The organism is Diplocloster modestus (assembly GCF_019042245.1).
Lineage (GTDB): Bacteria > Bacillota > Clostridia > Lachnospirales > Lachnospiraceae > Diplocloster > Diplocloster modestus.
Genome location: NZ_JAHQCX010000009.1, coordinates 119823 through 146038 on the forward strand (window position 1 = coordinate 119823; position 26216 = coordinate 146038).

The 26216-nt window shown below is 47.1% G+C and carries 22 protein-coding genes, 1 tRNA gene, 1 other RNA gene, 1 riboswitch and 1 other annotated feature; of the genes, 17 read left to right on the forward strand and 7 right to left on the reverse strand.

The annotated features are described in order from the left end of the window. The first annotated feature begins 18 nt into the window (after nucleotides 1-18). The 6 genes from pyk to pheT all read left to right on the forward strand — a co-directional run bounded on the left by pyk (nucleotide 19) and on the right by pheT (nucleotide 8711). Complete coding sequence (gene pyk, locus KTH90_RS14195) at nucleotides 19-1455, forward strand: pyruvate kinase (RefSeq protein ID WP_158353900.1); 1437 nt, start codon at nucleotides 19-21, stop codon at nucleotides 1453-1455. A 100-nt stretch (nucleotides 1456-1555) separates the two neighbouring features. Continuing rightward, nucleotides 1556-1738: non-coding RNA, 6S RNA (ssrS, locus tag KTH90_RS14200), on the forward strand. Between the two features lie 137 nt (nucleotides 1739-1875). Further along, on the forward strand, nucleotides 1876-3804 hold the full coding sequence (locus KTH90_RS14205; RefSeq protein WP_158353902.1) for a SpoIID/LytB domain-containing protein: 1929 nt from the start codon (nucleotides 1876-1878) through the stop codon (nucleotides 3802-3804). Nucleotides 3805-3953: 149 nt separating this feature from the next. Further along, nucleotides 3954-4808 carry a YihY/virulence factor BrkB family protein gene (locus tag KTH90_RS14210; RefSeq protein ID WP_158353904.1) on the forward strand — a complete coding sequence of 285 codons (855 nt, stop codon included), beginning with the start codon at nucleotides 3954-3956 and terminating at the stop codon, nucleotides 4806-4808. 155 nt (nucleotides 4809-4963) lie between these two features. After that, nucleotides 4964-5188, forward strand: a binding site (T-box leader). A gap of 69 nt (nucleotides 5189-5257) precedes the next feature. Next, nucleotides 5258-6277, forward strand: a complete 1020-nt coding sequence (pheS, locus tag KTH90_RS14215; RefSeq protein ID WP_158353906.1) for a phenylalanine--tRNA ligase subunit alpha — start codon at nucleotides 5258-5260, stop codon at nucleotides 6275-6277. A 13-nt stretch (nucleotides 6278-6290) separates the two neighbouring features. Then, entirely contained in the window at nucleotides 6291-8711 is a 2421-nt protein-coding gene (gene pheT, locus KTH90_RS14220; RefSeq protein ID WP_238726959.1) for a phenylalanine--tRNA ligase subunit beta, read from the forward strand. 80 nt (nucleotides 8712-8791) lie between these two features. Here the strand turns inward: pheT and KTH90_RS14225 are convergent, their stop codons facing one another. Continuing rightward, nucleotides 8792-10318, reverse strand: coding sequence for a sodium:solute symporter family transporter (locus tag KTH90_RS14225; RefSeq protein WP_238726960.1), 1527 nt, complete (start codon nucleotides 10316-10318; stop codon nucleotides 8792-8794). A 643-nt stretch (nucleotides 10319-10961) separates the two neighbouring features. Here KTH90_RS14225 and KTH90_RS14230 point away from each other — a divergent pair. Then, nucleotides 10962-13040 carry a penicillin-binding transpeptidase domain-containing protein gene (locus KTH90_RS14230; protein WP_238726961.1) on the forward strand — a complete coding sequence of 693 codons (2079 nt, stop codon included), beginning with the start codon at nucleotides 10962-10964 and terminating at the stop codon, nucleotides 13038-13040. A 56-nt stretch (nucleotides 13041-13096) separates the two neighbouring features. On the opposite strand, the gene KTH90_RS14235 is transcribed toward KTH90_RS14230, so the two are convergent. The 3 genes from KTH90_RS14235 to KTH90_RS14245 all read right to left on the reverse strand — a co-directional run bounded on the left by KTH90_RS14235 (nucleotide 13097) and on the right by KTH90_RS14245 (nucleotide 14028). Beyond that, a complete protein-coding gene (locus tag KTH90_RS14235; protein ID WP_238726962.1) occupies nucleotides 13097-13324 on the reverse strand; it encodes a helix-turn-helix transcriptional regulator in 228 nt (75 codons plus the stop codon). Beyond that, the gene (locus KTH90_RS14240) at nucleotides 13311-13580 is read right to left on the reverse strand and encodes a helix-turn-helix transcriptional regulator (protein ID WP_238726963.1); all 270 of its coding nucleotides are present in this window, start codon (nucleotides 13578-13580) and stop codon (nucleotides 13311-13313) included. The genes KTH90_RS14235 and KTH90_RS14240 overlap by 14 nt, the downstream gene beginning before the upstream one ends. A gap of 375 nt (nucleotides 13581-13955) precedes the next feature. After that, nucleotides 13956-14028, reverse strand: a tRNA-Ala gene (locus KTH90_RS14245). Nucleotides 14029-14243: 215 nt separating this feature from the next. Continuing rightward, a riboswitch (purine riboswitch) is annotated at nucleotides 14244-14340 on the forward strand. Nucleotides 14341-14508: 168 nt separating this feature from the next. On the opposite strand from KTH90_RS14245, the gene KTH90_RS14250 reads away from it, so the two are divergent. The 6 genes from KTH90_RS14250 to KTH90_RS14275 all read left to right on the forward strand — a co-directional run bounded on the left by KTH90_RS14250 (nucleotide 14509) and on the right by KTH90_RS14275 (nucleotide 22266). Further along, nucleotides 14509-15786 (forward strand): amidohydrolase family protein, encoded by a 1278-nt coding sequence (locus KTH90_RS14250; RefSeq protein ID WP_238726964.1) that lies wholly within the window; start codon nucleotides 14509-14511, stop codon nucleotides 15784-15786. A 69-nt stretch (nucleotides 15787-15855) separates the two neighbouring features. After that, entirely contained in the window at nucleotides 15856-17235 is a 1380-nt protein-coding gene (locus KTH90_RS14255) for an NCS2 family permease (protein WP_158353918.1), read from the forward strand. 102 nt (nucleotides 17236-17337) lie between these two features. Beyond that, on the forward strand, nucleotides 17338-19629 hold the full coding sequence (xdhA, locus tag KTH90_RS14260) for a xanthine dehydrogenase subunit XdhA (RefSeq protein ID WP_158353920.1): 2292 nt from the start codon (nucleotides 17338-17340) through the stop codon (nucleotides 19627-19629). 14 nt (nucleotides 19630-19643) lie between these two features. After that, complete coding sequence (xdhB, locus tag KTH90_RS14265; RefSeq protein ID WP_158353922.1) at nucleotides 19644-20531, forward strand: xanthine dehydrogenase subunit XdhB; 888 nt, start codon at nucleotides 19644-19646, stop codon at nucleotides 20529-20531. Continuing rightward, on the forward strand, nucleotides 20524-21021 hold the full coding sequence (gene xdhC / locus KTH90_RS14270; RefSeq protein ID WP_158353924.1) for a xanthine dehydrogenase subunit XdhC: 498 nt from the start codon (nucleotides 20524-20526) through the stop codon (nucleotides 21019-21021). The genes xdhB and xdhC overlap by 8 nt, the downstream gene beginning before the upstream one ends. A 492-nt stretch (nucleotides 21022-21513) precedes the next feature. Next, nucleotides 21514-22266 carry a reverse transcriptase domain-containing protein gene (locus tag KTH90_RS14275; RefSeq protein WP_275061405.1) on the forward strand — a complete coding sequence of 251 codons (753 nt, stop codon included), beginning with the start codon at nucleotides 21514-21516 and terminating at the stop codon, nucleotides 22264-22266. A gap of 1 nt (nucleotide 22267) precedes the next feature. Here the strand turns inward: KTH90_RS14275 and KTH90_RS14280 are convergent, their stop codons facing one another. After that, on the reverse strand, nucleotides 22268-22648 hold the full coding sequence (locus KTH90_RS14280; RefSeq protein WP_158353926.1) for a MerR family transcriptional regulator: 381 nt from the start codon (nucleotides 22646-22648) through the stop codon (nucleotides 22268-22270). A gap of 120 nt (nucleotides 22649-22768) precedes the next feature. Further along, nucleotides 22769-23701, reverse strand: coding sequence for a helix-turn-helix transcriptional regulator (locus tag KTH90_RS14285; protein WP_238726965.1), 933 nt, complete (start codon nucleotides 23699-23701; stop codon nucleotides 22769-22771). 116 nt (nucleotides 23702-23817) lie between these two features. On the opposite strand from KTH90_RS14285, the gene KTH90_RS14290 reads away from it, so the two are divergent. The 3 genes from KTH90_RS14290 to KTH90_RS14300 all read left to right on the forward strand — a co-directional run bounded on the left by KTH90_RS14290 (nucleotide 23818) and on the right by KTH90_RS14300 (nucleotide 25180). Then, nucleotides 23818-24309, forward strand: a complete 492-nt coding sequence (locus KTH90_RS14290; RefSeq protein ID WP_158353930.1) for a cysteine hydrolase family protein — start codon at nucleotides 23818-23820, stop codon at nucleotides 24307-24309. Between the two features lie 141 nt (nucleotides 24310-24450). Further along, on the forward strand, nucleotides 24451-24897 hold the full coding sequence (locus tag KTH90_RS14295; protein WP_158353931.1) for a GatB/YqeY domain-containing protein: 447 nt from the start codon (nucleotides 24451-24453) through the stop codon (nucleotides 24895-24897). Nucleotides 24898-24925: 28 nt separating this feature from the next. Next, complete coding sequence (locus KTH90_RS14300; protein ID WP_238726966.1) at nucleotides 24926-25180, forward strand: permease of phosphate ABC transporter; 255 nt, start codon at nucleotides 24926-24928, stop codon at nucleotides 25178-25180. 227 nt (nucleotides 25181-25407) lie between these two features. Here the strand turns inward: KTH90_RS14300 and KTH90_RS14305 are convergent, their stop codons facing one another. Then, nucleotides 25408-25668 carry a hypothetical protein gene (locus tag KTH90_RS14305; RefSeq protein ID WP_238726967.1) on the reverse strand — a complete coding sequence of 87 codons (261 nt, stop codon included), beginning with the start codon at nucleotides 25666-25668 and terminating at the stop codon, nucleotides 25408-25410. Nucleotides 25669-25749: 81 nt separating this feature from the next. On the opposite strand from KTH90_RS14305, the gene KTH90_RS14310 reads away from it, so the two are divergent. Next, a complete protein-coding gene (locus KTH90_RS14310; RefSeq protein WP_238726968.1) occupies nucleotides 25750-26211 on the forward strand; it encodes a ferritin-like domain-containing protein in 462 nt (153 codons plus the stop codon). The last annotated feature ends 5 nt before the right edge of the window (nucleotides 26212-26216 follow it).

Genomic DNA, 26216 nt, shown 5'->3' on the forward strand with positions numbered 1-26216 from the left:
CATAGTTTGGAGGAGTTTATGAAAAAAACGAAAATTATCTGTACGATGGGACCAAATACCAATGACAGGGAGTTGTTGAAGAAATTGGCCCTGAATGGAATGGACATTGCCAGGTTTAACTTTTCTCATGGTGATTATGAAGAACAATTACACCGGATCAATCTGTTAAAGAGTGTCAGGGAAGAGATCGGCCGTCCCATCGCCATGCTGCTGGATACCAAAGGACCTGAGATCCGCACCGGCATCATGGCAGGCGACCGGAAAGTGCGTCTGAAAGAGGGAGATACCTACACACTGACGACGGATAAAGTAGAAGGCGGAAGCCATCGCTGCTCCGTGACCTATCCGGGGCTTGTGGAAGATCTAAGCGTCGGGAACCGGATCCTGATTGACGATGGTTTGATTGAGCTGCAGGTTCAGGAACTGACGCAGAAGGATATTATCTGTACCGTGATCAACGGCGGCGAGCTGGGACAAAAAAAAGGGGTAAATGTACCCAATGTCAGCGTAAAACTGCCTGCACTTACCCAGAAAGATAAAGATGATATTTTATTCGGAATAGAACAGGGGTTTGATTTTATCGCGGCATCCTTTGTACGGTCCGCGGATTGTGTGAAAGAAATCAAAGAGCTGTTAAAAGAACACGGGGCCGGATATGTTCCTGTCATATCGAAGATAGAGAATGCAGAGGGAATTCAGAATTTCGATGAAATCATGTACTGCAGCGATGGAATCATGGTGGCCCGGGGTGATCTGGGGGTAGAGATTCCTGCCGAGGAGGTTCCCTACCTGCAAAAACAGATTATCAAAAAGTGTAATGATAATTATAAGCCGGTTATAACCGCCACACAGATGCTGGACTCCATGATCCGCAACCCGCGTCCTACCAGAGCGGAAGTTACGGATGTGGCCAACGCGATCTACGACGGTACCGATGCGGTCATGCTCTCCGGTGAAACGGCCATGGGTAAATATCCCGTGGAAGCGCTGCGAATGATGTCCAAGATCGCGGAATTCACAGAATCCAATGTGGATTATGAGCAGTTAATGGAACACAAAAAAATGCACCGCAAGAATAATATTTCCAGCGCGGTAGCCTACTCATCAGTAGCCACCGCGGCCAATCTGGGAGCCAAATGCATCATTACCCCGACGGTATCCGGTGCGACGGCCAGGATGATGTCCAAGTTTCGTCCAAAGGTGAATATCATCGGTGTATCCCCAAATGAGGCCACACTTCGTAAAATGCAGATTTACTGGGGCGTGTATCCGCTTCTTTCTGTAGAGGAAGATACGACAGAAGAGATCATGGACCGGGCGGTAGCGCTGGCAAAAGATCAGCAATTTGTCGAAAAAGGAGACATCGTGGTGCTGACAGCGGGTATCCCGTCCACTAATGTACAGGCGGGTAAAGGAAGCATGAGTAATACCATGCGTGTGGTCATTATCGACTGATACCAAATACTGACATGTCCCATTTGGATTTTTTCTTGAAAATGCGCACATACTAGAGTATAATAATTTTAGAGCAAATAGTTAGAAAAAATAGTTAGAGTGATTCCTGAAATGTTCGACAATCCTGCAATTTTGAACCTACATTTTCTTTTATGGGATTCCTATATTGCCCGTTCTGATGTCAGGCCGTCATTACGCAGCGGAAGGCAGATGACGGGTTGCGGTCGCCCACCTAGCTGTGGCTAGGAGTCAAAATAGCAGGAAACGGCATTTTGGGGTAACAAAAGAAGAAAGCAGCTGTTTTCGGACAGCTGCTCTTTTTTTATTACATAAGTCTTCTGATGTGCCCGTCCAATAGTTTGCATAAAACCCCGGACTGTGTAATATATTTTAAATATCATAAAAAAGGACAGGTATCTTATGAACAACAAGGTGAAATATAAACTGATGCTGATCATACTTGGTATCCTCGTGATACTGTTCCTCCTGATCGGCCAGCTGATACCCAAAAAAGAGACGGCCCCGAAACCGGAAGAACCTGAAAAGCCGCTGGCTAACGCTGAGCTGTTCGTTTTAGGGACCTCCGTATCGATAGAAGGTTTGGAAGAAAACCAGGTCTATACCGATCAGGGACTTTTTCTCAATCAGACAGGCGAGGATCTGGAGCGGTACCGGATGCAGAACATACAGGTCGTGTTAAAAGACGGCACCATCGAGGCTGTCTGCGGGACACTTGAAAAAGAGACCACATTAGTGAACGTATGGATTACCGGACCAACGGAAAATGGATTCCGGATTTTTGTAGACGGATATTACATAAATTTTGAAGGAGATAAACCCACACAGGATGTCAACGGGGTCCTCGGTGATGTGGTCGTAGCCTACGAAAAAGTGACCCGGCTGCGTATCAAACAGGATACCATATCCGGACGTATCCTGTCCGTCCAGCTGGACGGCGTGGAGATCGAAGGTTACGGTCTGGTACCTTTTTCGGATCAGTTCCGCCTGTATCAGATCTATGGACAACTGGCACAGAAAGAACTGGTCAATCTGGTTGTCGGATACGATATAACTGAATTCGTGGTGGCCGAAGGAAAGTTATGCGCCGGCCTGGTAAACAAACCGTTGACCATGGATCACATCCGTGTCCTGATCAAAACCAACGATTACGCGGATATCTTCCACAGCCAGATACAATTGTCCGGGAACAACGGGTTTACGATCCAATACGGTCAAAACACAGAAGAGCACGCGGCCCAGGAGAGTGTCACTATCGCGGCAGATAGCCCCTACTGGGAGGAAAACCGAATTCTGCTGGCTCCTGCTGAGGGCGGTACGCTGACCCTGGAATCCATAACCAGAAACCAGGGAAATCCCAGCTACGCAGGCACCCTGGAAATCCGCAGAGAGGACGGCGGTCTTGTTATTGTCAACGATATTCCGTTGGAAGAATACCTCTATGGAGTTCTTCCCAGCGAGATGCCTTCCAGCTACGGACTGGAGGCGCTGAAGGCCCAGGCGGTCTGTGCCAGAAGCTATGCATATAATCAGATTCTGAACAGCGGCTATGCTCAGTACGGAGCCCACGCCGACGACAGTGTCAAATTCCAGGTATACAACAATCTGCCTCAAACCCCTGAAGTCGTGCAGGCTGTTGACGAAACACGGGGAGTTGTAGCCGCCTATGAAGACACGGTCATTACAGCCTACTATTTCTCCACTTCCTGCGGCCATACTACTGACGGCTGTATATGGAACCCGGAGAGCAACGACTCCACACCGTACCTGCAGGGTAAATTTTCCGGTGATGAACAGCCGGAGCAGGATCTCACACAAGAAGATGCGTTCCAGGCCTTCATACAAAAAAATGATTACGCCTCCTATGACAGTCAGGAGAGCTGGTACCGCTGGAAGGTACGGATTCCCGCAGCCAGCCTGACCGAAAACATGAAAGCCTTCGGCAATATTGGCACCGTAAAAAGTGTAACCATTACCAAAAGAGGTGCCGGAGGTGTCGCCGCGGAACTAAGCGTTCAGGGGACTGAAGGGAACACCGTGGTCACTACAGAGTATGACATCCGCGGAGCACTGTCTCCAAAAGGCTGCACAGTTAGTCGGATGGACGGATCAGAAGTGGAAGGCACCTCGCTTTTGCCAAGCGCTTACATCATTCTAAGCCCTGTCATGGAGCAGGATCAGTTAACTGCTTATGATATCATCGGGGGAGGGTACGGCCACGGGGCAGGAATGAGCCAGAACGGGGCAAAGTTCATGGCCTCCCAGGGTAAATCTTATCAGGATATTCTGCAGTTTTACTACAGCGGGATCAGTTTTAAGCAATTGTATTAGGAAGTCCGGGGCGGGGGCTTTATACAGCCGCCGCCCGTTGCCTCGCTGTCCCTCAAAAATAATTAAAAACTAACCCCATGTCCTTCCTTGCAGTTTTGATGAAATCATGATATGATTTTTTAACAGCAGTTCAGAGGAAGGAAAAATGTATGTACCTTATTTATATTATTCGGGATTTTAGTAAAAGGTTATCGAAAGACCATGTGAGTGCTTATTCCGCGCAGGCGGCCTTTTTTATCATGTTGTCTTTCTTTCCTTTTATGATGCTGTTGCTGTCGCTGGTTCAGTATTTGCCTATCGGTAAGCAGGATATCTTTAATGTGATTAAAAGTGTGACTCCGCTTTCTTTTAAATCTACGGTGATTATGATTGTAGATGAATTGTATGACAAGACCATTACGGTGGTGTCGCTGTCCGCTGTGGTGGCGATCTGGTCATCAGCGAGAGGGATCATGTCCATAGCGGGAGGACTGAACTCCGTCAATGGGGTAAGTGAAACCAGAAATTATTTTTTTATCCGCATCCGGGCGGCTTTTTATACGGTATTGTTTATTATCACACTGCTTCTGACTTTTGGCCTGCTGATTTTTGGCAACTGGATTCTGGGATTTATAGAGGAACATATTCCGGGGATCCAGGGGACTTTTTCTTTTCTGATTCAGTTTCGGTCACTGATTATGGTGCTGGTGCTGATGTTCTTCTTTACCTTGATGTACAAATTTCTGCCGAACCGTAAGGCGGGAATGTTTGCCCAGTTTCCCGGCGCTCTTTTTACAGCTATTGGCTGGATGGCATTTTCGTACTGCTTTTCTATTTATATTAATTACTTCAGTGATTTCTCCAAGATCTATGGAAATCTGACGACGATTATTGTGGTCATGCTGTGGCTGTATATCAGTATGTATATTCTGCTGATTGGAGCGGAAGTCAACTCATATTTTGCCACGGAAATCCGGTTATTTCAAACGAGGAGACACAAAAAATCAGGAAAAAGTCCACAATAGGCCGTTTAGGAGGGGACTGGCATCTTTCTCCACATAGTTACTGTTCGGTTTAGTGTTACTGCCGAAAGATGCCAGTCCCCTCTCTATGCTTCCGGATTTACGATAAAAAATAAACTTGACAATTCCAGGCTGCATGTATAGAATATAAAAGATAAGAAAAGGCTGTGAAGGTGTTTAGTAGAAACTCATTTTCCTGCAGAGAGAGGGAGTCACCGGCTGTAAGCTTCCTCAGGTTCAGATGAGCGACGAATTTCCCACTGGAGCTGCATTTCCGAAATTTCAGTAAGAAATGCCGTAACCTGTGCGTTAAGCAGATGATAAGTGCCCGGATCGTATTCCGGGAATTAGGGTGGTACCACGGATATCGCTTCGTCCCTTTGCAGGATGGGGCTTTTTTTTATGCAATGGGAAAACAGCTTAAAGCTTAACAAAAGTAAAGGAGAAAAACAATGAAGGAAAAATTGGATCAAATCAGGCAGGAAGCGTTGAAACAGATCGCAGATTCAGACGCACTGGACAAATTAAATGATGTGCGTGTGGCTTTCCTTGGCAAGAAAGGAAAATTAACCGCTGTTCTGAAGGGGATGAAGGACGTGCCGGCAGAGGAGCGTCCGCTGGTGGGACAGCTGGTAAATGAGACCCGCGCGGCGATTGAAGGATTTCTGGAAGAATCCAGAGCTAAAATGGAAAAGATAGCACGGGAAGAACAGTTGAAAAGAGAAGTCATCGATGTCACTCTTCCGGCAAAAAAGAACAGTGTAGGACACCGGCATCCCAACACGATTGCGCTGGAAGAGGTCGAGAGAATCTTCGTGGGTATGGGATATGAGGTTGTGGAAGGACCGGAAGTGGAATACGATTATTATAATTTCGAGGCACTGAATATACCGGCGAATCATCCCGCCAAGGATGAACAGGATACTTTCTATATCACAAGCGATATCGTGCTTCGTACCCAGACCTCTCCGGTACAGGTCCGCGTGATGGAAAAAGGGAAACTGCCGATCCGTGTGCTTGCCCCGGGTAGAGTATTCCGTTCGGACGAGGTGGACGCGACACATTCCCCTTCCTTCCATCAGATCGAAGGACTGGTGATTGATAAAAATATCACATTTGCCGACTTGAAAGGAACACTGGCAGAATTCGCGAGACAGCTGTTTGGACCGGAGACAAAAGTGAAATTCCGCCCTCATCATTTCCCGTTTACCGAGCCCAGCGCGGAGGTGGATGTCACCTGTTTCAAATGCGGAGGGAAGGGCTGCCGGTTCTGTAAAGGTTCGGGCTGGATCGAGATCCTGGGCTGTGGTATGGTTCATCCCAACGTTCTTAAAATGAGCGGAATTGATCCGGAGGAATACTCCGGTTTCGCGTTTGGAGTCGGACTGGAACGTATTGCACTGCTGAAATATGAGATTGACGATATGCGGCTGTTGTATGAAAATGACGACCGTTTCTTAAAACAATTCTAGGAGGAAGAATGAGATGAATACATCATACGCATGGATGAAAACATATGTGCCGGGACTTAATGTATCGGCCCAGGAATTTACGGATGCCATGACCCTTTCCGGCTCCAAAGTGGAGGGATATGAGGCGATGGACGCAGATCTGGAGAAGATCGTAGTCGGCCGGATTCTTTCCATAGAAAGGCATCCGGACGCGGATAAGCTGGTAATCTGCCAGGTGGATATCGGTCAGGAGCAGCCGGTTCAGATCGTCACAGGGGCATCGAATATCAATGTGAATGACAAGATCCCCGTAGTGTTGGATGGGGGCAGAGTAGCCGGCGGACACGACGGCAAGAAGACGCCGGGCGGAATTAAAATAAAAAAAGGAAAGCTGCGGGGCATTGAATCCAATGGGATGCTCTGTTCGATCGAAGAGCTGGGAAGCAGCCGTGATATGTATCCGGAAGCACCGGAAAATGGTATCTATATTTTCCAGGACGAGGTACCGGTGGGGATGGATGCCATCGAAGCGCTGGGGCTTCACGACGTGGTATTCGAATATGAGATAACCTCCAACCGGGTGGACTGTTACTCGGTGCTGGGACTGGCCAGGGAAGCAGCGGCTACCTTCCACCAGGAGTATAAACCTCCGGTTGTGAAAGAAACCGGAAACCAGGAAGATGTAAATGAATATATCAAGGTGACCGTAAAGGACAGTGACCTTTGTCCCCGTTACTGTGCAAGGGTGGTAAAAAATATAACGATCGGGCCCTCCCCCAAATGGATGCAGCGGCGTCTGGCTGCCCATGGTATCCGGCCGATTAATAATATCGTGGATATTACCAACTATGTGATGGAGGAATACGGCCAGCCGATGCACGCCTATGATCTGGACACCATCGCGGGCCGTGAGATCATCGTCCGGCGGGCGTCGAAGAATGAAAAGTTCGTCACCCTGGACGGACAGGAGCGGACCATGGACGAATCGGTTCTGATGATCTGTGACGGAGAGAAGCCTGTGGGCGTCGCCGGTATTATGGGCGGTGAGAACTCCATGATTACCGATCATGTGCAGACCATGTTATTTGAAGCCGCCTGCTTTGACGGAACCAATATCCGTCTTTCCAGCAAGAAGATCGGACTTCGCACGGACGCCTCCGGAAAATTTGAAAAGGGCCTGGACCCCAACACTGCCATAGAGGCCATAAACCGCGCCTGCCAGCTGGTGGAAGAGTTAAAGTGCGGAGAAGTGGTAGGCGGAGTTGTTGACGTATATAATAAGAAAAAAGAAGGCCGCGCGATCCCCTTTGACACGGATAAAATCAATAAGCTGCTGGGAACCGCTATTTCCCTGGAAGACATGATTCAGTATTTTGAAGCGATTGAATTAAAATACGATCCGGCCTCGCAGGAAGTATATGTCCCTTCCTGGAGACAGGATCTGGAATGTATGGCGGATCTGGCGGAAGAGGTGGCCAGATTCTATGGCTATGAAAATATAGCGACCACTCTGCCCAGCGGGGAAGCCTCCACCGGAAAATTATCCTTCAAACTGCGTGTGGAATCAGTGGCAAGAGATATCGCGGAATTCTGTGGTTTCTCCGAAGGGATGACCTATTCCTTTGAGAGTCCGAAGGTATACGATAAGCTCCTGATCCCGAAGGATTCCAAACTGCGTCAGAATGTTGTGATTTCCAATCCTTTAGGAGAAGATTACAGTATCATGCGGACGCTGCCGTTAAATGGAATGCTGACCTCTCTGGCCACCAACTATAATAGAAGGAATAAGAATGTAAGACTCTATGAACTGGCCAGTATCTATCTGCCCAAGCAGATACCTCTCACGGAGCTCCCAGAGGAACGGATGCAGTTTACAATGGGGATGTACGGAGACGGAGATTTCTTTACCTTAAAAGGGGTTGTGGAGGAATTCTTAGACAAGGTGGGAATGCATCAGAAAGCGGTATATGATCCCAATGCCCAAAAACCTTTCCTGCATCCTGGCAGACAGGCAAACATCATATATCTGGATACGGTCGTGGGGTATATAGGAGAAGTGCATCCCACCGTAGCAGAAAACTATGACATCGGAGAGCGCACCTATGTGGCAGTGCTGGATATGCCCGAGATCGTAAGCCGGGCTACGTTCGACCGGAAATACGAGGGTATCGCGAAATATCCGGCCGTCACCCGTGATATCAGTATGGTGATGCCCAAGGAGATCCTGGCAGGTCAGGTGGAAGAAGTCATTGAAAAAAATGGAGGACAGTATCTGGAGAGCTATCAGCTGTTCGATATCTACGAAGGCGCGCAGATCCGTGCTGGTTTCAAATCTATGGCCTATTCCATCGTGTTCCGGGCAAAAGATAAGACCCTGGAAGAGGCGGATGTGACAGCCGCTATGGAGCGGATTCTGAAATCTCTGGAAGCCATGGGAATCGAGCTGAGGAAATAGTAAAAGGGGACATGTCCATTTCGATAAAAATTCGAAATGGACATGTCCCCTTTCTTCTCCTTTCTTCTATCGGCTTGCCTTTACATTTCTTCGAGGGAGCGTTTCTTTTTGATGACAACTTTCTCATCATAGCAGGTGAACATTTCGTCAACCTTCGCTTTATTCATTTTCGGGGTAACTAGACTGACGACCGGGACAACGATCAGTCCGGCGATCATAGCTATGGCTCCGGCGTTAATCGGAGAGGATATGTATTTTAAAAACATATTGGACACGGTAATTCCCACCCCTGTGATGAAGCTGGCCCACACGGCAGCGCGGGTAACCTTCTTCCAATACAGGCCGTACAGGAACGGGGCCAGGAAAGCACCGGCCAGAGCCCCCCAGGAGATTCCCATAAGCTGCGCGATAAACACGGACGGCCTGAGCGCGATCACGACAGAAACGATGATAAAAAATACAATCAGAATCTGCATGGTAATAATCTGTTTCTTCTCGCTGACTTTTTTAATTAAATTACCGTACAGGAAATCCAGAGCCAGTGTGGAACTGGAGGTCAGCACCAGAGATGAGAGCGTGGACATGGATGCGGACAATACCAGCACTACAACGATTCCGATGAGTATATCCGGAAGTGTGGACATCATATATGGAATAATACTGTCATAGACAATTCCGGCCTCATTATAGAGGGACGGATTGTCAAAGAGGCGTCCAAACCCACCCAGGAAATAGCAGCCGCCGGCCACTACGATGGCGAACATGGTAGAGATTACCGTACCGGTATTGATCGCCTTTTCGTTTTTGATCGCGTAAAATTTCTGAACCATCTGCGGCAGTCCCCAGGTACCCAGGGAGGTTAAGATGACAACTCCAAGCAGATTGGCCGGATCCGTGCCGAAAAAGGAAGTAAAGGCACCTGGCTGTCCAAGTGTCGCCGGAACATCACTTTCAATCAGGGCTAAGGATTTTACCGCCTCCATGAAACCGCCCTGACCGCTTAAGACGGCAGCGATAACAGCCACGATACCAACCAGCATGATAATCCCCTGAAAGAAGTCGTTGATAGCAGTCGCCATATAACCGCCCATGACCACATAAACACCGGTAAAAACTGCCATTACAATGACGCAGACCTCATAAGGGATATCGAAAGCCATTCCAAAAAGCCGGGATAACCCATTGTAAATCGAAGCGGTATAGGGAACCAAAAAGATAAAGACGATAGCAGATGATACGATTTTCAAAGTATTGCTGTCAAAGCGTTTCCCAAAAAACTGCGGCATTGTGGCAGCGCGCAGTCCCTGGGACATAACACGGGTCCGGCGGCCCAGAACTACCCAGGCCAGCAGACTGCCCAGCAGGGCATTGCCGATTCCGATCCAGGTAGTGGCCATTCCATATTTCCAACCGAACTGTCCGGCATATCCCACAAACACAACCGCAGAAAAGTAGGACGTACCATAAGCAAAAGCGGTGAGCCAGGGACCTACAGAACGTCCCCCCAGTACGAAACCGTCCACGCTCCTGGCATGCTGTCTGGAATAGATACCGACACCGATCATAACCGCAAAAAAGATCAGTAAAAACAAAATTTTGATGAACATTTTTTATCCCCCCTGAGAAGTTTAAAATTTATTTTGACGTTAAAGCGTTACGCTTTAACGCGAAAAAGCAGTTGGTGAAATGATACCAGAAAAGCTCCCATTTGTCAATCGAAAATAACAATCTTTTCCAATCCCCTGTTGCGATTTGCGAGAGGGGACTGGCACCTTTCGGTGGTAAAGCCAAATCTTCCAGAAAACTACGTAGAGAAAGGGGCCTGTCCCCGGATGCCGGGCTACTCGACGAAATAAAGCGGCTGCGTTCCTGGATGGATGAGGGGATATTCCAGCCAACTTCCGGGGACAGGCCCCTTTCTCCACGCAGTTTCCTGAAGATTTGACTTTCCTGCCGAAAGATGCCAGTCCCCTCTCAAAAACCGATTGACTTATATTGCCTACAGATGTAATATTTAAAGGAATAGATTTTAAGCTATTGAATTTTAGATACGCTGCACAATAATTGTAACTTAAACCGGATAACGTGAATTTTCCCAGGTAAATATAACTAATATAAGAAAGCAGATAAGGAATGAAGCCGGTACAGGAAAAAATGATGACAGCTATTCAGTTTTGAAGTATAATGGGACGGAAAATGACGGCAGTATTTCATATGAATAATAATATAACGTTATAAGGAGGAACCGGAATGGCAAGAAACCGGAGACACAGGCGCAGAGGAAATCGGGTTGGACTCCTGATTGGTATTATCATCGGGATTCTGGTGGTTGTTGGAATCGTAGTCGGTATGATTCTATTTTTGAACAAAAAAGAGAAGGGGCCGACTCCCGAAGAAGTACTGACCCAGTATATGTCCGATATTAACAGCGGAAATTATGAGGACATGTATCTGCTCCTCTGTGATGAAACCAGGCAAAGAGTCACGAAAGAAGATTTTATAGCCAGAAATCAGAATATCTATGAAGGTGTGGAGGCAGCTGACGTAAATATTCAGATTACAAATGTGGAAGAACAAAAGGACACCGCGGTGATTAATTATGACACTACTATGGAGACCGTGGCGGGAACGCTTCAGTTTTCCAATACCGCCACATTGATCCGGAATGAGGAAAAGCAGTATCAGATCGACTGGTATTCCCAGCTGATCTTTCCACAGTTACAGGAAGATTATAAAGTAAAAGTAAATACCGCTACAAAATCTGAGCGGGGAAATATATATGACCGCAATGGGATGGCATTGGCGGAAAAGGGTACCGCATCCTCCATCGGCATCGTTCCCGGCAAGCTGGCGGAACCCAGAGAGGAGACCATCGCGTCCATCGCCAAGCTGCTGGAGATGGATGCGGAAAAAATTCAGAAAACGCTGAGCGCCGGATGGGTGAAGGATGACAGCTTTGTACCGATTCGGACTGTGTCCAAAGATGCGGATGAGTTAAAAGTACAGCTGCTTGAGATTCCCGGCATTAAAATATCGGATACCAGCGAACGTGTCTATCCGCTAAAGGGAGCGGCTGCCCATCTGACCGGTTATGTGCAGAATGTGACGGCGGAGGATCTGGAAAAACTGGAGGGAAAAGGATATAACGCCAATTCCGTGCTGGGAAAATCAGGGCTTGAAAAAATCTATGAAGATCAGCTGCGCGGTATCGACGGCTGTGAGATCAATATCGTGAACGCGGATGGAGATCAGATCGTGAATCTGCTGTCCCGGGATGCGAAAATGGGAGAGGATGTCAAGCTGACCATCGATTACCGTCTTCAAAATGCGCTTTATGAGGCACTGGGTGAGGATTCCGGCTGCGCTGTGGCCATGAATCCGAAGACCGGCGAAGTACTGGCTCTGGTCAGCACTCCGGCATTTGATCCCAATGATTTTGTCATGGGCATGACGAATTCAAAATGGACTTCCCTAAATGAGGACCCGGCCCAGCCGCTTTACAATCGTTTCCGAAACACCTGGTGCCCGGGGTCATCATTCAAACCTGTAACGGCAGCGATCGGGTTGTCCACGGATTCTTTCTCGGCAGATGAGGATTTTGGGCCAAGCGGCAGGAGCTGGCAGGAGGATTCCAGCTGGGGTTCTTATCAGGTTACCACGCTGGAGGAATATGCAGGCGCGGCAAATTTAAGAAACGCACTGGTTTACTCAGATAATATATATTTTGCCAAAGCGGCGCTTAAGATTGGTGAGGATAATTTTAGTAAGGCAGCCAAAGCGCTGGGGTTTGGCGAGGATATTCCATTCCAGTATGGGATGTCCAATTCCCAAATCACATCCGGGGAAGGCTTCAAGACGAAAATCCAGCTGGCCGACAGCGGCTATGGACAGGGTGAGGTTTTGGTGAATCCCCTTCATCTGGCGGCCATATATTCGGCGTTTGTCAATCAGGGAAGCCTGATATCCCCGACCCTTGAATATCAGGAAGATCCGGCGGGTTCTTTCTGGAAAGGGCAGGCGATTCCCGCACAGGCAGCGGATGTGATCAAAGAAGATCTGGTTCAGGTAGTGGAAGATCCGGAAGGCACCGGACATGAGGCCCGAATCGACGGGCGTACGATTGCCGGAAAGACCGGCACTGCCGAGATTAAAGCCTCCAAAGATGACACGACTGGAACAGAATTGGGCTGGTTCACCGCATTTACCGCTCAGGATTCCGGCCAGCAGCTGATGATCACCATGATGATCGAAGATGTGAAAGACCGGGGCGGCAGCCATTATGTCGTACCGAAGGTGAAGGCGGCTATGGAAGAAGCTTTTAGCTGGTAAGCAGCAAATTTTTAGCTGATAATTAACAAATGTATATAAAATCAGATTCAGCATTTTCAGGGCCTGTAAGGGCCCTTTTTTGATGCTTTCGTGAGCTGATCCAGCTCAATCCCGTACAGCTGACAGAGCTGTACAATATCCCCGAACCGGGGCTCCCGGTTCCCTGTCTCCCAGTTTCCCAGACATTGCCGCGAGACATGTATCTTGTCCGCGGCCTCCTGCTGAGTCAGGCCGGCGGCATGTCTGTACTCAGCTAATGTTTTTCCAAGTTTAAGCAACATCATCTTTATCTTTCCTTTCTGCGCGCAGCCGGAAATCATCCAGAAAGTCTGAGACCTCAGTTTTTGATAATATTAACAGAAAAAATATAAGAGTAATTGCAGAACAGCAATATTTGCCGTGCTCTATGTCAAAATAAGAACGGGGAGAAATATGTAACAATTCTGCCATTTGCTCCTGAGTATAGTGATTATCTGTTCTATAAACTAGAATTCGGTCCGTAAGAATGCCTTGAAGCAGCAATTTGTATTGGCGCATCATGCAACCTCCTAAAATTTGTCGAATTTTAGTGAAATTTTAACATACGCTATCATAGCCATCCATGGGACACACCTCAAATACCAAAAATAAATTATGGAACATATGTTCATTCATGGATAGAAAAAATGCCAGTACATAAAGTGCCGGCAATAAATACAAAATAGTTAAAATTAGACCTGTGATATTATAACAAATTAATTATTTATCCATTAACGTTGTCCTTAATATGTATCATTTCGACCGTCTAAATCTGATCCAAATGTTCCATTTTCATCAAATATATTTATTTCATAGGAGCACTTTCTTCTAAAATAAAAAATCGCCCCAGACAGGACGATTATAAAAATACTCGAAACCTCTATAAAGTATTCAAAATGGAGCATACGGGACTCGAACCCGTGGCCTCCACACTGCCAGTGTGGCGCGCTCCCAGCTGCGCTAATGCCCCAAACCAAAAACTGAATCCGAAAAAAATTATAACACAAGCAGTAGAATTTGGCAATCCCATTTATACCTTAATTTTATTGTGAATAGCTAACAATTTTTTAGACGTTTCATTGGCAAATATATCCAAACAATCCTCTGATTCCGTATATATGGTTGACGCAATGCACAATAGTAGTTATAATATATTTATAATCAGGTAAGCAGTTATAGAATAAGACAACTAAATAAAATAAAACTTATATATGTTCATAATTGGTTGAACGTCTCTACAAACTACCGTAAATAGTTTTCTATAAGTTTCCGCATAGTCCTGACATAGGGCTTGGAAATTGTAGAAAAATCCGGTGGTTTTTTTATTGTCCAGAATTACAGTATAATCATAAATTATTAAAACCTTATCATAATGTATCTTAATTAAAGAAGTTCCATAATGTTTCCGGCATGCCGCGAATAAAATATTAAAATGAAGAAGGTGGTTTTCATGCAAAAAGACTCCTTTGTTCTAAAAGGAAATATCTGCTACAGCCAGGATAAAGATAATTTCAGGACTGTGGCAGACGGTTATCTCGTCTGTAAGAACGGGATATCAGATGGTGTATACGAAGAACTTCCGGAACAGTACCAGAATCTTCCGCTCATCGACTGTGAAGGTCAGCTGATTTTGCCGGGGCTTACGGATCTTCACGTACACGCTCCCCAATATGCGTTCCGGGGACTGGGAATGGATCTGGAGCTGCTGGACTGGCTGAATACCCATACGTTCCCGGAAGAGTCCAAATATGCAGATCTGGATTATGCTAAAACAGCGTATCGGATCTTTGTGGAGGACATGAAGAAAGGGCCCAACACCAGGGCTTGCATATTTGCGACTCTGCATGTTCCGGCTACAGAGCTGCTGATGGATCTGTTGGAAGAGACCGGGATGAAAACCATGGTCGGCAAGGTAAATATGGACCGCAACAGTCCGGATATCCTCTGTGAAGCCAGTGCGGAGCAGTCTGCGGCAGACACCGTCGCCTGGTTAGAAGATGTGGCCGGTAAATATCACAATGTCCAGCCGATTCTGACCCCCCGGTTCATCCCTACCTGTTCCGATGAACTGATGCGGCGCCTGAAAGAAATACAGAAAAAATATCAGCTGCCGGTACAGTCCCATCTGTCTGAAAATCAGGGCGAGATCGCATGGGTAAATGAACTCTGTCCTTCCTCCGCTTTTTACGGGGACGCATATGACCAGTTTGGCTTGTTCGGGGGTGATTGCAAGACGATCATGGCTCATTGTGTATCCTCTTCGGCTGACGAGATTCGTCGGATGAAGGAGCGCGGTGTATATATCGCACATTGTCCACAGTCCAATACGAATCTGTCCTCCGGGATCGCTCCGGTGCGCAGATTCCTGGACGAAGGCCTGCGGGTGGGGCTTGGAAGTGACGTGGCAGGGGGTACCGTAAGCTCCGTCTTCCGGGCGATGGCGGATGCCATTCAGGTTTCCAAGCTCCGGTGGCGGCTGGCGGACGACACCTTGAAGCCGTTGACTGTACAGGAAGCTTTTTATCTGGGTACGGTTGGCAGCGGTTCGTTCTTTGGAAAAACAGGAAGCTTTGATGCGGGCTTTGAGCTGGATGCTCTGGTCATCGATGACAGCAGTCTGGCGACGCCGCTGAAGCTTTCCATACCCGAACGGGTGGAGAGAGTGATTTATCTATCAGATGATAAAAATATAACGAAAAAGTTTGTCGGGGGACGTCAAATCTGGTAGAATATGTATGTAGGCAGCAAAAAGAAAGCTGCTCTATCATAATCATTTTTAATAAAGGGGGAAACAAAAATGAACGCACTAGAAAAATTTTTCCATCTCAAGGAAAACCACACCGATGTAAAGACGGAAGTCATCGCAGGTGTCACAACCTTTATGACCATGGCTTACATCCTGGCAGTCAACCCATCTATCCTGAGCGCAGCCGGCATGGATAATGGGGCGGTCTTTACGGCAACCGCGCTGGCTTCCCTGATCGCAACTGTTCTAATGGCGCTTTTCTCCAACTATCCTTTTGCACTGGCTCCGGGTATGGGCTTGAACGCGTATTTCGCCTATACCGTCGTCATCAATATGGGGTATACCTGGGAGATGGCGTTAGCCGCAGTATTCATCGAAGGTTTAATCTTCATCCTGCTCTCCCTGACGAATGTGCGGGAAGCGATCTTCAATGCGATTCCCATGTCCCTGAAGCATGCGGTATCCGCTGGTATCGGTTTGTTTATCTGCTTCATCGGCCTTCAGAATTGTAAACTTGTCGGAAATTCGGACTCCACCCTGGTTACGGTTTTCTCTTTTAAGGGTTCTGCAGAAGCCGGAACTTTCTTTACCGAGGGAATCACTGTTCTGCTGGCGATTATCGGAGTTCTCATCACCGCAGTATTAATCGTGAAGAAAGTGAAAGGGCATATTCTGCTGGGTATTCTGGCGACCTGGATCTTAGGTATCATCTGCCAGCTGGTGGGGCTGTACCAGCCGAATGCGGAGATGGGCTTCTTCAGCCTGCTTCCTGACTTCTCCAATGGAATTGCCATTCCAAGCCTGATGCCGACTTTGCTGAAGCTTGATTTTTCGAGAGTGTTGTCGCTTGATTTCTTTGTAATTATCTTTGCGTTCCTGTTTGTGGATATGTTCGATACACTGGGAACTTTGATCGGTGTGGCATCCCAGGCAGATATGCTGGATAAAGACGGGAAGCTTCCTAAGATTAAGGGCGCGTTAATGGCAGATGCTATTGGTACTTCCGTAGGTGCTCTGCTTGGAACCTCCACTACCACCACATTCGTGGAAAGTGCTTCCGGTGTTTCCGAAGGCGGAAGAACAGGACTGACCTCCTTTGTAGTAGCGATTCTGTTTGGCTTGGCTTTGTTCCTTTCCCCTATTTTCCTGGCCATTCCTTCCTTTGCTACGGCCCCGGCCCTCATTATCGTCGGTTTCCTGATGATCAGCGCAGTTCTGAAGATCAACTTCGCAGATCCCACCCAGGGAATTCCTGCATTTATCTGTATCATAGCGATGCCATTTATGTATAGTATCTCCGAAGGTATTGCCATGGGAGTTATCTCTTATGTAATCATTAACATGATCGCTGGTAAGGAAAACAGAAAGACGATAAGCATTGTAATGTATGTGTTGGCGGTGTTATTTGTTCTAAAATACATATTCTTGTAAATAAATACGTCTTTAATTAAAAATTTTTATACTAATGTACCGGCCGGCAGGGTGATTTGACCTGCCGGTTGGTACATTGGCATATGTAAGGAGGTTTTAGTAATGGGAGTCGGTAAAGAGTTAAAACGTGTCGACGCTTACGAGAAGGTTACCGGTGGAGCAAAATATGTGGCGGACCTGGCGCCTAAGGACCTGCTGGTGGCAAAAGTCGTACACAGTACCATTGCCAACGGTGTGGTGAAAAGCTTTGATCTGGAAGAAGCCCTTAAGGTCCCCGGTGTGGTAAAAATAGTCACCTGTTTCGAAGTGCCGGACATACAGTTTCCCACTCCGGGCCATCCCTGGTCCGTGGAAGCCGCTCATCAGGATGTGTCGGACAGAAAGCTTCTGAACACCAGAGTTCGCGTCTATGGCGATGATATCGCCGCAGTGATTGCAGATAATGAAATCGCCGCCAATCGGGCAGCACGCCTGGTTAAGGTGGAGTATGAGGTATATGAACCTCTTCTGACCACGGATGAGGCTATGGCAGAGGGTGCCGCGACTCTCCATGAGGAAAAACCGGGGAACGTTCTGGTGCATTCCTCCTTTCAGCTTGGAGACATGACTTATGACCAGGCACTGGAAGAAGAGCCCTCCTTACATGTTATTGAAAGAACATACGAAACCCAGACTGTCCAGCACTGCCATCTGGAGGTGCCGGTTTCCTACGCCTATATGGCAAATGATAAGATTGTAGTCACATCCTCCACCCAGATTCCCCACATCGTCCGCCGGGTGATCGGCCAGGCTCTGGGCATCCCCTGGGGACAGATCCGGGTAATCAAGCCCTATATTGGCGGCGGCTTTGGCAATAAACAGGATGTCTTATATGAGCCTTTAAATGCTTTCCTGTGCACACAGGTAGGTGGCAGAGGTGTTCGTCTGGAACTTACAAGAGAAGAGACCCTGGCCTGTACCAGGGTGCGTCACGCGATAAAATTCCACGTAAAAGGCGCAGTGCGGGATGACGGTACTTTGGTCGCCCGAAAATTCGAGGCCTATTCCAACCAGGGCGGTTATGCTTCCCATGGCCACGCCATCGTAGCCAACGCAGCGAATGGTTTTAAACAGCTCTATCACGAGGAAAAAGCCCTGGAATCCGATAGTTATACCGTATATACGAATATTACCGTCGGCGGGGCCATGCGCGGTTATGGTATCCCGCAGTCGGATTTTGCGGCGGAATGTCTCGCGGAAGATCTGGCTAACGCCATTGGCATGGATCCTCTGGAATTCCGGTTTAAAAACTGCATGCCGGAAGGTTATGTGGATCCCCACACCAAAGTGAAGTTTAACAGCTACGGCTTAAAGAAATGTATGGAAAAAGGCCGTGATTATATCAACTGGGATGAAAAGCGAAAAGAATACGCGGATCAGACCGGTCCGGTGCGCCGTGGTGTTGGAATGGCCATATTCTGTTACAAAACCGGTGTTTACCCGATCTCGCTGGAAACCGCTTCCTGCCGTATGATTCTGAATCAGGACGGGTCCATACAGCTGCAGATGGGCGCCACCGAGATCGGTCAGGGGGCGGATACCGTATTTACGCAGATGGCTGCTGAGGTAACCGGAATTACGGAGGACCGCATCTATATTGTTTCCACACAGGATACCGATATCAGTCCTTTTGATACCGGCGCCTATGCGTCCAGACAGACCTATGTCAGCGGCAAGGCCTTAAAGCAGACCGCCCAGCTTTTGAAGGAGCGGATTCTGGACTATGCCTCCTATCTGCTGAAGATGCCGGCAGATGTCCTGGATATAGAGGAAAACAATGTGGTGGATAAGGAAAGCAGGGAGTGTCTGGTGACTCTCGAAGCACTGGCCACAGAGGCATTTTACAGCCTGGACCGTTCCGTACATATCACGGCGGAATCTACTTACCATTGTAAAGAAAATACCTTCTCCAGCGGTGCCTGCTTTGCGGAGATCGAAGTGGATATTCCTCTGGGCAAGATAAAAGTGTTAAATATTATAAATGTTCATGACAGCGGCACCCTGATTAATCCGAAGCTGGCCGAAGCCCAGGTTCACGGCGGCATGAGTATGGGGCTGGGATATGCCCTGAGTGAACAGCTTCTGTTCGATAAGTCGGGACGCCCCCTGAATGACAATCTGTTGGATTACAAGCTTCCTACCGCCATGGATACGCCGGACCTGCACGTGGATTTCGTTCAGCTGGATGACCCGACAGGCCCGTTCGGGAATAAAGCACTGGGTGAACCGCCGGCGATTCCGGTTGCACCCGCGATCCGAAATGCCTTGCTTCACGCAACCGGAGTGGCGGTGGATTCCCTGCCGCTTGATCCGCAGAAGCTGGTGTCTCATTTTAAAGAAGCAGGATTGATCTAGAGGAGGTATAGACGATGTATGATATAGAAAAATATTATCAGGCAAAAGATGTGGCGGATTGTATCCGTGCACTCCGGGAAGATCCGGACGCCGTCATTATCTCCGGAGGCAGCGATGTGCTGATCAAGATCCGGGAGGGAAAGATGGCCGGCTGTTCCTTAGTCAGCATCCATGGCATCCCGGAGCTTGAAGGGATAAGCATGGAAGAAGACGGAACTATCGTGATCGGCCCTGCCACTACTTTTTCCCATATTACCAACAACGATATAATCAAAAAACATATTCCAATTCTGGGTAATGCGGTGGATCAGGCCGGAGGACCACAGCTTCGCAATATCGGAACGATCGGAGGTAATGTCTGCAACGGAGTCACCAGTGCGGATAGTGCGTCCAGCCTGTTTGCCCTGAATGCGGTACTGGAATTGACCGGTCCTGACGGAGTACGCCTGCTCCCGATACAGGAATTCTATACCGGGCCCGGCCGTACGGTACGTGAGCACGCAGAACTGCTGACCGCAGTCCGTATCACCAGAGAGAATTATGAAGGCTTCGGCGGCCATTATATCAAGTACGGAAAACGGGAAGCCATGGAGATCGCCACGATGGGATGCGCGGTTTACATTAAGCTTAGCGCGGATAAAACATCTGTGGAGGATGTCCGGATCGCTTTTGGCGTAGCCGCCCCCACACCGATGCGCTGTACGAAGACGGAAGAGCGTGTGAAAGGAATGGCTTTGGATCAGGAACTACTGAACGCAGTTGGAAAAGGTGTCCTGGAAGAAGTAAATCCCAGAACCAGCTGGAGAGCTTCCCGTGAATTCCGGCTGCAGCTGATCGAAGAAATGAGCCGCAGGGCGCTGGCCCAGGCTGTCATCTATGCAGGAGGTGAGATCCATGCTTAAAGTAATCAAAATGATAGTAAATGATAAAGAGGTAGAGCTGGCGGTAGATGAAAGAGAAGCGCTGGTGGACACCTTAAGGGACCGGCTGGGCCTCACCAGTGTAAAGAAGGGCTGCGAAGTGGGAGAGTGCGGTGCCTGCACTGTCCTGGTGGACGGAGAAGCCATAGATTCCTGCATCTATCTGACCATGTGGGCCGAAGGACGCCGTATTCTGACCGTAGAAGGCCTGAAAGGGCCGAATGGCGAATTAAGTCCCATTCAGCAAGCTTTTATCGACGAGGCGGCCGTTCAGTGCGGTTTCTGTACACCCGGCTTGATCATGACCGCGGTGGAGATCGTCGGGACCGGGAAGAGATATAACCGTGAGGAACTGCGGAAAATGATCTCCGGCCATCTGTGCCGATGTACCGGATATGAAAACATCTTAAATGCCATGGAACGGATTGTCGAAGAGACCTATAAGGTCGTTGGAGATGGGTGCAGCGAGTAATTGGAGATAACGAATAACAGGGGACAACAAATAATAGGAGACCGGAGCGTGCTGGTGCAACAATCACGCTCCTTTTTTAGTGCGCCCGGCGGGCGCACGTTCTAACGAGTGCAAGTCTCGAATCCGCCCGGCAGTGGGAAGGATATAGCTAAACACCAGGGTTCTCGCCGCGAGGTTTAAGAGGGCTGAAGGAAGGTGCAGGCAAACCTCTGCCCCAACGAACAGAAACCATTTATAGGCCAAAGCAGGAGGATAAGGCTGCTAAACAAGTCGAAGTCCGATAACTGCACGAAATCCTGCATGGTAAAGATGGTGGGGACATGGAGGGAAAGAACGTGTGAGTACCCGGGGAGATCTCACGGACGTGTCAGAACAATAAAACATTTGTAGACGCGGAGTAAAGCTTGCCGTGAGAAGTCAGCAGAGGTCATAGTACCGGGACAGCTATAGATGTTCTGGGAAGGACTGAACAATAGGAGGTGCCAATTCCAAATGGAAACCGGACATGGAAATAAGTACAGACAACTTCATATCGAGGACTACCTGCGAGAGATACCTGCGGAACAGGGAAGGGAAACAGGAGTGTACGGCCATGAATGGATTACCGGGAACCCTGGCATCAACACGGACTTTTGGACGGACAACCTGCTTGATACCATCTTACGTAGCGATAATCTAAACGCCGCTTACAAGAAGGTAAAAGCCAACAAAGGCGCAGGTGGAATTGACGGAATGCAGGTAGATGAACTTCTACCCTACTTAAGAAACCATCAGGGCGAGTTGGTAGAGCAGTTGAGGAAAGGGAAATACAAACCCAATCCAGTCCGGCGGGTAGAGATACCCAAGGAAGAGAAGGGAAAAGTAAGAAAGCTAGGTGTACCCACGGTGGTGGACAGGGTGATACAACAAGCAATCGCCCAGGAACTGACGCCTATCTTTGAAGAACAGTTCTCGGACAACAGTTTCGGCTTCCGGCCTGGAAGAGGAGCGCACGATGCCCTTGGAAGATGTAAGAAATACGTTGATGGGGGATATGTGTATGTAGTCAGCATGGATTTACAGGCGTACTTTGATACGGTCAATCACAGCAAGCATAGTAGACCGGCTTGGATATCCATCCATGTCAGCCTACTACCAAATGTTACGTGTAAACTATTGAACCGCCTTGGTACTGAACAGTATGCCAGGTGGTGTGGAAGGGGGATTAATCATCCCCCTATCCGATTGTTCCGGCTTTTCCTGTAGTTCAATCTTTGCGGTCGATATGGAAGATACCGATTTCGCGGTAATGATCGATCTTGTAATTCACGGTATTCAGACTTGTCTTGAGTACTTCCATTTGTTTCAGGATTGCCTGTTTGTGTTCTACTAAGATCTGTTTTCTTTCTTCACAGGTAGCTTCCCCCTGCAGGCATAGATTCATAAATTCTTTGATCCTGTGGATCGGCATACCGGAGTTTTTAAGGCAGCAGATCAACTCCAGCCAGTGAATGTCTTCCTCTGAAAATTTCCGGATTCCGCTATCCGTCCTTTCCAGCAAAGGCAGCAGCCCCTCCCTGTCATAATATCGGATCGTATGTGTGGTGATTCCCTCTTTTTCCGCCACTTGTCGTATCGTATAGGACATTTAGGTACTTCCTTTCTCTTTTTTGTATTTTAGTTTCACCAGTGCCGTGATTAGATTGCACGAAAATCATCGCAACTGGTTTGTCCTTTTCGCCTTGCTTTATGTATTAGCTTTCATGTATTAGTTCTCATATATTGCAGCTATATCATGTATTCTACGCTTCATTTCCGTGCGGATATGTAACGGCTCTAAACACTCGCATTTATCTCCAAAACTGAAAAGAATATTATAGTAGTATTCATTCTCTATAAAAGGAAAACTAACAATGTAATGCTCGTCGCCGTCTGGCGATAGGTGTTCATAAGTGCAGTAATCAAGTATCCTGTCCATAATAGATTTATGAATACGAATTTTGATTTTTGTTTGTATCGTTTCCAAAATATCAGCAAAATCTAACTGTGGTTTTTGATAATCCCGCGGCGTAAAAAATTCTTCTTGTATTTGTAGGTTTGATGTGCGGGATAGTCTAAATAAGCGAAAATCTTTTCTTTTAAGGCAATATCCCTGCCAATACCAATGGCTGCTTTTCAATACAAGCTGATACGGCTCGGCTGTCCGCGCTGTTTTATTTCCGTATCGGTCTGCATATTCAAACGAAAGTAACCTGCTTTCCTGCAAAGCTGTTTTAATAATCTCCAAATATGGCTGCATGTTCCGGTTGCCCATCCAGGGACTTAAATCGATATATATTTGATTTGCTTTTAATTCAATGTCTTTCGCTCTGTCGGCAGGGATAAAACTCTTGACTTTCGCGAGGGCATGAACCAATTCATCACCTCTTATCATGTTGGAAAGACTGGATAGTCCCATCATGAGGGCGGTAAGGTCTGCAGTCGAAAAAACCGTTTTATCAATCTTGTACTTCTGCATAATTTCAAAGCCGCCGCCCACTCCGGATGCCCCGCGTACAGGAATACCAGCCATATTGATCGTGTCGATATCGCGGTAGATTGTGCGGGGTGAAACTTCAAACATATCTGCTAACTCCTGTGCGCCTATACGCTTTTTATCAAGGAGTATCATAATAATGCTAACTAGTCTGTCGATTTTCATCGGATAGCCGCCTTATAAAATTTATTTAATTATAGATTGTTGCCATACTACTGTCAACAATTACAAGGTATAATAATAAAACGAACAAATTAATCTACCTATCGGGAGGAAATACTATGCAGAAAAAAGCCTTAGTAATAATAGATATTCAAAATGACATTACAAAGAATTACAAAGATGTTATTGGCAATATCAATAAAGCTATTGATTGGGCAGTCAATAATAATATTCCTGTTATTTATATCAGGCATGAAAATTTATCCGCCGGCACGAGAACTTTTAAACCCAATACCTATGGGGCTGAAATAGTTTCCGACTTGAAAATAGTATCAAAAAATGTCTTTACAAAATACAAAGGAAACGCTTTAAGCTGTGAAGAATTTACTGAATTTATTAGTAAAAATGAAATCGGTGATTTCTACATAGCAGGAGCAGATGCTGTTGCTTGTGTTAAATCAACTTGTTACAACTTACGCAAAGCAAATTACGGCGTTAATGTCCTATCAGATTGCGTTACCAGTTATGATAAAAGGAAAATTGACGAAATGCTGCGTTATTATGAAAGTAAAGGGAGTAAAATTATTTGTTTGAATGACCTGTTCATTTAAATAGACAAGATGTTTCAGCAGAATATAACTATATAAATTCATTTTCAAAACCCCTTGCGTGAACTTGTCCCTTTCACTATAATAAAAGATAAACAGTTGATAAGGAAATCATAAAATATCACTTAAGAAGGAGTGTCTGTTATGAGTAAAATTGATGAGATACGCGCGGAAATGGTTACTGCCATGAAAAATAAGGATAAGAGCCGCAAGGATTCTCTTTCCATGCTTTTAAGTGCGCTGAAAAATGTCCAGATCGATAAAAGAGAAGATCTTACCGAAGCCGAAGAGAACGCGGTAATTGCTAAAGAAATCAAGCAGACAAAGGAAACCATGGATTCCTGTCCTGCTGACAGAACCGATATCCTGGAGGAATGCCGGGCCAGACTGGCCGTCTATAAAGAATTCGCTCCGGAGGAAATGAACGAAGAACAGATTCAGGCTGTGATTCAGAATGTACTTAAAGAACTTGGCATATCGGAACCTACAGGAAAAGATAAAGGCCGTATCATGAAAGAATTAATGCCCAAAGTAAAGGGCAGGGCTGATGGAAAACTGGTGAATGCTCTCGTTGGAAAATTATTTGCCTGAGGATGCCGGAGAAAGGAAGGTAGAACAGATGGAAAATGTATGGGAGGCTGTAAAAAAGTATCTGGGTTATGCAAAGGAGTATATTCAGTCTATGGATGTCAGCGATATGACGCTAGTAAAACTGTGTTTACTGGCTCTTGGCATTCTCATTGGCGCCGCTGTGTCCGAGAAGCATAAGAAAACGGTTGTAGTCGTGGCGGTTCTGATTTTCAGTGTCACATATATACCGGTGATGGTAAAATTCTTCGTCGGGATGGCAGAGAAAAAAGAATTGGATGCATAATGCGTTGATGCATAAATTCTTTTAACCGTAATTAGAGATCAGAGGTGAACTGATCGATATAGAGGCGCTGCAGACTGGAGCTTATGACAGGTCTAAATCTCCATTCCCTTTCATATGGTGATAATAGAATAATTCATCAGGAAAGGGAATGAACTATGGAAGGAAATCAAATGCCGGATTCCAACTGTCAGAAGGCCTCTGCTGCCTCATCGCATACACAGCCGCCTTCACAGTCTCAGCAGCATGTTCCACAGCAGCACGCGCAGCAACAACAATATGTTACCCAGCAGCAATTTATACAACAGGCTCAGCAAGCACAGAAGCAGATACAGCAGGCCCAACAGATGCAGCAGCAAATGCAGCAGGCCCAACAGATGCAGCATATGCAGCAGCAGGCCCAACAGATGCAGCAGCAATCCCAGCAACAGCCTCAGCAGATGCAGCAGCAATCCCAGCAACAGCATCAGCAGATGCGGCAGCAATCTCAACAACAGCCTCAGCAGGCACAATCTGGATTAGAGGGAGGCCCCCTATATCAAGCGAAACTGCCTTACCCTCCTGTAAAAGCAATGTGTGAGAACCGTACCTATGCATTTGCTATGTTGGACAATGTGGGCGGAAATAATTCTGAGATATCGGCGGTCAGCCTGTACTTTTACAATCATCTCCGGACTGCTTCCTGTGCTGAGATAGCCAGCTGTTTCCATCATGTTAGTATTGTGGAAATGCATCACCTGGAGATCTTTGGCACCCTGGCGTTACAGCTGGGAGTGGATCCCAGACTCTGGACCCGTTCCAGAAATCAAATGGTCTATTGGACTCCCCGATACAACCAGTATCCCGTGGAATTATCCAAGCTGCTGACGAATGCGATCCAGGGTGAGGAAAAGGCGATTGAGAAATACCAATATCAGATAGAGCATATAGAAGACTGTAATATAGTAGAAAATCTCAAACGGATTATACTGGATGAACAGATTCATATACAGGTCTTTCAGGATCTTTATCAACGATACGTCAGCAGCTGCTAGACAAT